Source organism: Bacteroides sp. RTP31139st1_H2_RTP31139_211217 (genome assembly GCF_040227615.1).
GTDB classification, from domain to species: Bacteria; Bacteroidota; Bacteroidia; order Bacteroidales; family Bacteroidaceae; genus Bacteroides; species Bacteroides uniformis.
The window spans coordinates 264-6039 of record NZ_JBCNZM010000227.1 but is presented as its reverse complement, the minus strand read 5'-3'; the positions used below and the strand labels follow the sequence as shown (position 1 = coordinate 6039).

Here is a 5776-nt window from a genome sequence, read left to right as displayed (position 1 = left end):
AAACATGACACGGGTATCCACCCTCAAATCGGCAGCCATGGCACAAGCCGAACCTACAGCTATCCCTACATCCACCGTATTCAAAGCACAAGGTACTCCCTCCGGACGACCGGCACAAGTGGGAAAACCGCAGTGTCCGCAATTCAAACCTTGCGTCTGCTCGCGCGTACCTATTATAATTACACATTCAGCCTGCAAAATGTTGTCCGCATCACGGAGAAAGAACTTCATACCGTGCTCTTCAACCATAGCGACCATCTTTTCAGACAGCTTCTTAATGTCTTCACCCGTAACCAGCGCAGCTTCAATCACATCAATACCTTTTCCTTTCGGTGCCGTGCGCGCAGCAGTCAGCATTTGCCTTGCCACGTCAAGCACATGTTCGTGGCGGCAATCCCGTTCATTCTGTATCATAGTCTTTCTTTCCTGAATTAATTAGTGCGTCAAAGATAGCACAAATATTTTTTTGCACTATCTTTGCGATACAGAAAGATTAAAGGAACACCATGCTGCAAATAGAAAATGCCAGTATCGCCTACGGCAACGATATACTTTTCTCGGGTTTCAACCTGCAATTGGAAAGGGGAGAGATAGCCAGTATCTCCGGCCCTTCGGGATGCGGAAAGTCGTCACTGCTGAATGCCATACTTGGATTTACTCCGTTAAAAGAAGGACGCATCGTCTTGAACGGCATTCTGCTGGATAAAGGAAACGTCGACGTTGTCCGTAAGCAGACTGCATGGATTCCACAAGAACTGGCATTGCCGCTGGAATGGGTAAAGGACATGGTACAATTGCCCTTCGGTTTAAAGGCAAACCGGGGTACACCCTTTTCTGAAACCCGTTTATTTGCATGTTTCGAGGATTTGGGTCTGGAACAAGAGTTATATTACAAACGGGTGAACGAAATATCCGGAGGCCAACGCCAACGGATGATGATAGCCGTAGCCTCAATGATTGGCAAACCACTGACCATTGTCGATGAACCGACTTCCGCTCTCGACTCCGGTTCCGCGGAAAAAGTACTCTCTTTCTTCCGCAGGCAGACAGAAAATGGAAGTGCCATACTGACCGTATCCCATGACAAAAGATTCGCCAACGGATGTGACCGACATATAATCATGAAATAACATACACACTATTGGGAACCATAGATATATCATACCTCAGCCTGGGCATCGGATTATTGCTATTATTAATACCGCTGTTTTACATCTGGAAGTTCAAGACCGGACTGTTGCGCGCTACTGTGATAGGTACGGCACGCATGATTGTCCAGTTGTTCTTCATCGGCATATACTTGAACTACCTCTTTTTATGGGATAACCCGTGGATAAACTTTCTATGGGTAATTGTCATGATATTTGTAGCATCGCAGACGGCATTGGCACGAACACAATTGAAGAGGAAGATTCTGCTCCTGCCCATATCCGCAGGTTTCTTATGCAGTGTAGTATGTGTAGGCTTGTACTTTATCGGAATAGTACTGAGAGTGGAAAACGTATTCAGCGCCCGGTATTTCATCCCTATTTTCGGCATACTGATGGGCAACATGCTATCCAGTAACGTCATAGCCCTCAACACCTATTATAGTGGACTGAAACGGGAACAACAGCTTTACCGGTATCTTCTCGGCAATGGTGCTACAAAAGCGGAAGCACAGGCACCTTTCATCCGCCAAGCCATCATCAAATCCTTCAGTCCGCTGATTGCCAATATATCCGTGATGGGGCTGGTTGCTTTTCCGGGAACCATGATTGGCCAGATATTGGGTGGCAGCAGCCCGAATGTGGCCATCAAATATCAGATGATGATTATGGTCATCACCTTTACCGCCTCCATGCTGTCACTGATGATTACAATCTCTCTGGCTTCCCGCAAGTCGTTCGATGCCTACGGCAAGCTACTGCCGGTGATGGTAGAGAAGAAGGGAAAAAAGGAGCATAAATAACTTCAACGGTGGTGGGCATCCAGTTTTCCGGGGAGATAGCGTAGCTGCACATATTGTACGCCCGGTTTCACAAAGCCGCTGTCCAACATCACTTTCTTTACACGGAATTCTTCAAGCCTATACTGCAGGTAACTTTTGATGCGTTGACTTTGCGGCTTGGTATATGCCAGCAGATTAACTTTTCCCAGCGAATCAATCTCTACCCTTGCCTTGACGGTGCGTAGAGAAAGAGGACCGTCTTTTTTCTTAGCCTGATAATCTTTATCCTTGTCTACCCAAAAGATAGCCGTAGCCTTGGGAGTAGTATCTACCGGCTCCTCCATATCCTCAGATACATCTTTACCGGAACAGTTCGTATCCTGACAAGACAATAACGATAAAAGGAAAAGAAACAAAACAAGTAATGTTTTCATAATAAAGGAGATTAATGTGTCCAACTAATCAAACGTACCCGATGAAGCATATATTATCGGATATATAAAATGTTCTTCACCTTCCGTTTGCGGTTGTTCAAACAATTGTTTGTAGATAGGTTCCGGCTCTGTTTCAGAGAAAAAATCTGCATCAGCAGGATAAATACCATAATACCACCAGGGAGTTCCTTCCATATTATAAGGCTCAATACCCTCGATTACAAACTTATATAATCCAACTGTATCACCATCTTTTATAATGCTTGTATAGGTTCCATAATTGGTCCCCATATTATATCTCAATCCTTTTAAAGGAGCATATTCTTCTTCAGTAAACTCGCCTGCTACATATTTTTTTCTTTTGCATGCAAAAGGAATCTCATATTTTCCTCCATCAGGAGAAAGAATAAAAGGATTGGGTCCATCAACCTCTATTGTATATTCATATTCTACTCCGACTTTTGATAACACCTCGACCAGTTCGTATGCAATATTACTGGCATCGGCGGGAGGGTTGAGCAAAGTTGTTTTTTTCACCAATAAGGTGTATTCATACCCCTTGCTATAATCAAACCCGGCAATTCCTAAAAAGTCCAACGCTTCATATTCATTTTTACCTTCCTCCTTTACCAACATACAATCAATGAAATGATCACTTCCCCAAGGCTGGTAAGTGCCAATCTCGGAAGAGACCTTCATTTTAATGTTTTCTACATTGTCTTGTGGAGTATCACTGTTACAAGAGGTCACACCAATTATAATCAAGAGCGATAAAATTCCGAATAGTTTTTTAGTTTTCATAGATTTAGTTTTATAATAATCGCTCGCAAAGATAGTCTTTTTCGTGATAAAACATTTTTCGATAAGAGTTTTTGTTGGAAGAAAACCGTCTATTACTCAAATTTGTTACTGATATTTTATAAAAAGAATAAAAAACATTCTCAATCCATTGCTTTTTACTATATTTGCAACCAAATTTTCTGTTCACAATGAAAATTAAGGAATTAGTAAGCGCCCTTGAACGGTTCGCGCCTCTGCCATTGCAAGACGGATTTGATAATGCCGGCCTGCAAATCGGATTGACAGATGCGGAAGCAACAGGGGCTTTGTTGTGTCTTGACGTTACTGAAGCTGTACTGGATGAAGCCATTGCATTGGGATATAATGTGGTTATATCACATCACCCTCTCATTTTCAAAGGGTATAAATCCATCACGGGCAGGGATTATGTGGAACGTTGTATCTTGAAAGCCATCAAGAATGACATCGTTGTTTATGCTGCGCACACTAACCTGGATAATGCACCGGGAGGAGTGAACTTCAAGATTGCCGAGAAAATCGGTTTGAAGAATGTCCGTATCCTGGAAGCCAAGGAAAATGCGCTGGTAAAGCTGACCACATTTGTACCGACCGCCCAAGCGGAAGACGTGAGGAAAGCCTTGTTCGACGCTGGATGCGGCAATATCGGCAACTATGATTTGTGCAGTTATAACATGGAAGGCGAGGGGACATTCCGAGCCCGGGAAGGTGCCACCCCATACTGTGGAGCGATAGGGGAGCTGCATACCGAACGTGAAGTACGTATTGAGACAATCATACCCGCCTACAAAAAAGCGGCAACTGTCAAGGCACTGCTTGCGGCACATCCATATGAAGAACCGGTCTATGATATTTATCCCTTGCAAAACTCATGGCCACAAGCCGGAGCCGGTGTCATTGGCGAATTGGAAGTACCGGAGACAGAACTTGAATTCCTGAAACGGATAAAGAAAACCTTCGAAGTAGGGTGTCTCAGACATAACAAACTCCTCGGGCGGGAAATACAGACTGTTGCATTATGTGGCGGCGCCGGCGCTTTCCTAATGCCGCTTGCCATCCGCAACCGTGCAGATGTCTTTATCACCGGCGAGATAAAATACCATGACTATTTCGGACATGATACCGATATATTATTGGCTGAAATAGGGCATTATGAAAGTGAGCAATATACGAAAGAAATATTTTATACAATAATCCGGGATTTGTTTCCTCATTTTGAGGTCCAAATGACCAAAGTGAATACAAACCCCATAAAATACATGTAAGTAAAATGGCTAAAGAAGCAAAAAAAGATCCTCAGGAATTAACCGTAGAACAGAAGTTGAAAGCTTTGTTCCAATTGCAGACAATGCTGTCCAAAATCGATGAAATCAAGACGTTGAGAGGTGAACTTCCACTGGAAGTACAGGACTTGGAAGACGAAATAGCCGGTCTGAGTACCCGTATAGACAGAATCAAGGCAGAAGTTGCCGAGTTGAAATCCTCCATTGCAGGAAAGAAAGTTGAAATTGAAACCGCAAAGGCTTCTGTAGCTAAATATAAAGACCAGCAGGACAACGTACGCAACAACCGCGAATATGACTTCTTAAGCAAGGAAATCGAATTCCAGACATTGGAAATCGAACTCTGCGAAAAGCGTATCAAGGAATTTGCCGCACAAGAGGAAGAAAAATCTCAAGAAGTAGCAGAAAGCACTGCTGCTCTGGAAGAAAGACAAAAAGACCTCGACGTAAAGAAGAGCGAACTGGACGAAATCATCTCCGAGACCAAGCAAGAGGAAGAGAAGCTGAGAGACAAAGCCAAAGAACTGGAAACAAAGATTGAACCCCGTCTGCTTCAGTCCTTCAAACGTATCCGTAAGAATTCACGCAATGGACTGGGTATTGTATACGTACAGCGTGATGCTTGCGGTGGTTGCTTCAACAAGATTCCGCCCCAGAGACAATTGGACATCCGCTCACGCAAGAAAATTATCGTTTGCGAATATTGTGGCCGTATCATGATTGACCCGGAATTAGCAGGTATAACTCCCGAACAGAAAGTGGAAGTTGTAAAGGAAAAGCCAGTAAGAGCCAAAAGAAAAATCGTACATATCGGCTCAGATAATTAAAAATAGAACATTTTCTATATATAAAACGGCAATAGTAAAGCACCTATTGCCGTTTTTTTGTTAAATAAGCTCATAAAAACCTGCTATTAGAGAAAAAAGAAGTAGTTTTGTTGCTTGAAAAATTAATAGAATTAAATTAAAAAGCATGAGACTAAACAAATTATTCATACTCTATTCACTTTTCGGAATATTGATGGCATCGTGCATAAAAGATGAAGCACCCAATGCTGAAGCTGATATAACAGGCATCTCTTTTGAAGAAGATGTACTGGCAAGCGCTCGTTTCAATTTAAATCCGTCTTACAATGATAATCTGCAGGCCTACCCCATATTAGTAAAAGTAAAAGAGGGCACTCCTTTAAACAAACTATCCCCCCTGTTTGAGTTGACGCCGGGCGCTACCATTAGTCCGGAAAGTGGTAGTGAACACGATTTCTCTGACGGAAAAAGGGTAAAGTATACCGTAACTTCTGAGAACAAGGC

At 43.0% G+C, this 5776-nt stretch carries 7 protein-coding genes and 1 pseudogene; 5 read left to right on the top strand and 3 right to left on the bottom strand.

The genetic code is table 11. The features are described from left to right. A partial coding sequence (locus ABUA47_RS22510) for a ferredoxin domain-containing protein (protein WP_349832085.1) occupies positions 1 to 414 on the bottom strand: 414 nt, incomplete at its 3' end. Positions 415 to 506: 92 nt separating this feature from the next. On the opposite strand from ABUA47_RS22510, the gene ABUA47_RS22505 reads away from it, so the two are divergent. After that, positions 507 to 1130, top strand: a complete 624-nt coding sequence (locus tag ABUA47_RS22505; RefSeq protein WP_005827815.1) for an ATP-binding cassette domain-containing protein — start codon at positions 507 to 509, stop codon at positions 1128 to 1130. An 11-nt stretch (positions 1131 to 1141) separates the two neighbouring features. After that, positions 1142 to 1951, top strand: coding sequence for an ABC transporter permease (locus ABUA47_RS22500; RefSeq protein ID WP_005827813.1), 810 nt, complete (start codon positions 1142 to 1144; stop codon positions 1949 to 1951). 2 nt (positions 1952 to 1953) lie between these two features. Here the strand turns inward: ABUA47_RS22500 and ABUA47_RS22495 are convergent, their stop codons facing one another. Both ABUA47_RS22495 and ABUA47_RS22490 read right to left on the bottom strand, forming a co-directional pair. Next, a complete protein-coding gene (locus ABUA47_RS22495) occupies positions 1954 to 2364 on the bottom strand; it encodes a DUF4891 domain-containing protein (RefSeq protein ID WP_005827811.1) in 411 nt (136 codons plus the stop codon). Positions 2365 to 2388: 24 nt separating this feature from the next. Next, a complete protein-coding gene (locus tag ABUA47_RS22490; RefSeq protein ID WP_005827810.1) occupies positions 2389 to 3165 on the bottom strand; it encodes a DUF4377 domain-containing protein in 777 nt (258 codons plus the stop codon). 188 nt (positions 3166 to 3353) lie between these two features. On the opposite strand from ABUA47_RS22490, the gene ABUA47_RS22485 reads away from it, so the two are divergent. The 3 genes and pseudogenes from ABUA47_RS22485 to ABUA47_RS22475 all read left to right on the top strand — a co-directional run. Further along, positions 3354 to 4448 (top strand): Nif3-like dinuclear metal center hexameric protein, encoded by a 1095-nt coding sequence (locus tag ABUA47_RS22485; protein WP_005827806.1) that lies wholly within the window; start codon positions 3354 to 3356, stop codon positions 4446 to 4448. A gap of 5 nt (positions 4449 to 4453) precedes the next feature. Then, positions 4454 to 5293 (top strand): zinc ribbon domain-containing protein, encoded by an 840-nt coding sequence (locus ABUA47_RS22480; RefSeq protein WP_005827804.1) that lies wholly within the window; start codon positions 4454 to 4456, stop codon positions 5291 to 5293. A gap of 145 nt (positions 5294 to 5438) precedes the next feature. Continuing rightward, positions 5439 to 5776 (top strand): annotated as a pseudogene (locus tag ABUA47_RS22475) (hypothetical protein); the annotation flags it as partial.

What these genes read in the sequence shown, in the direction of transcription:
- ABUA47_RS22505 (WP_005827815.1), top strand. Translation starts at nt 507, where the DNA reads ATGCTGCAAATAGAAAATGCCAGTATCGCCTACGGCAACGATATACTT.
- ABUA47_RS22495 (WP_005827811.1), bottom strand. Translation starts at nt 2,364, where the DNA reads ATGAAAACATTACTTGTTTTGTTTCTTTTCCTTTTATCGTTATTGTCT.
- ABUA47_RS22490 (WP_005827810.1), bottom strand. Translation starts at nt 3,165, where the DNA reads ATGAAAACTAAAAAACTATTCGGAATTTTATCGCTCTTGATTATAATT.
- ABUA47_RS22485 (WP_005827806.1), top strand. Translation starts at nt 3,354, where the DNA reads ATGAAAATTAAGGAATTAGTAAGCGCCCTTGAACGGTTCGCGCCTCTG.
- ABUA47_RS22480 (WP_005827804.1), top strand. Translation starts at nt 4,454, where the DNA reads ATGGCTAAAGAAGCAAAAAAAGATCCTCAGGAATTAACCGTAGAACAG.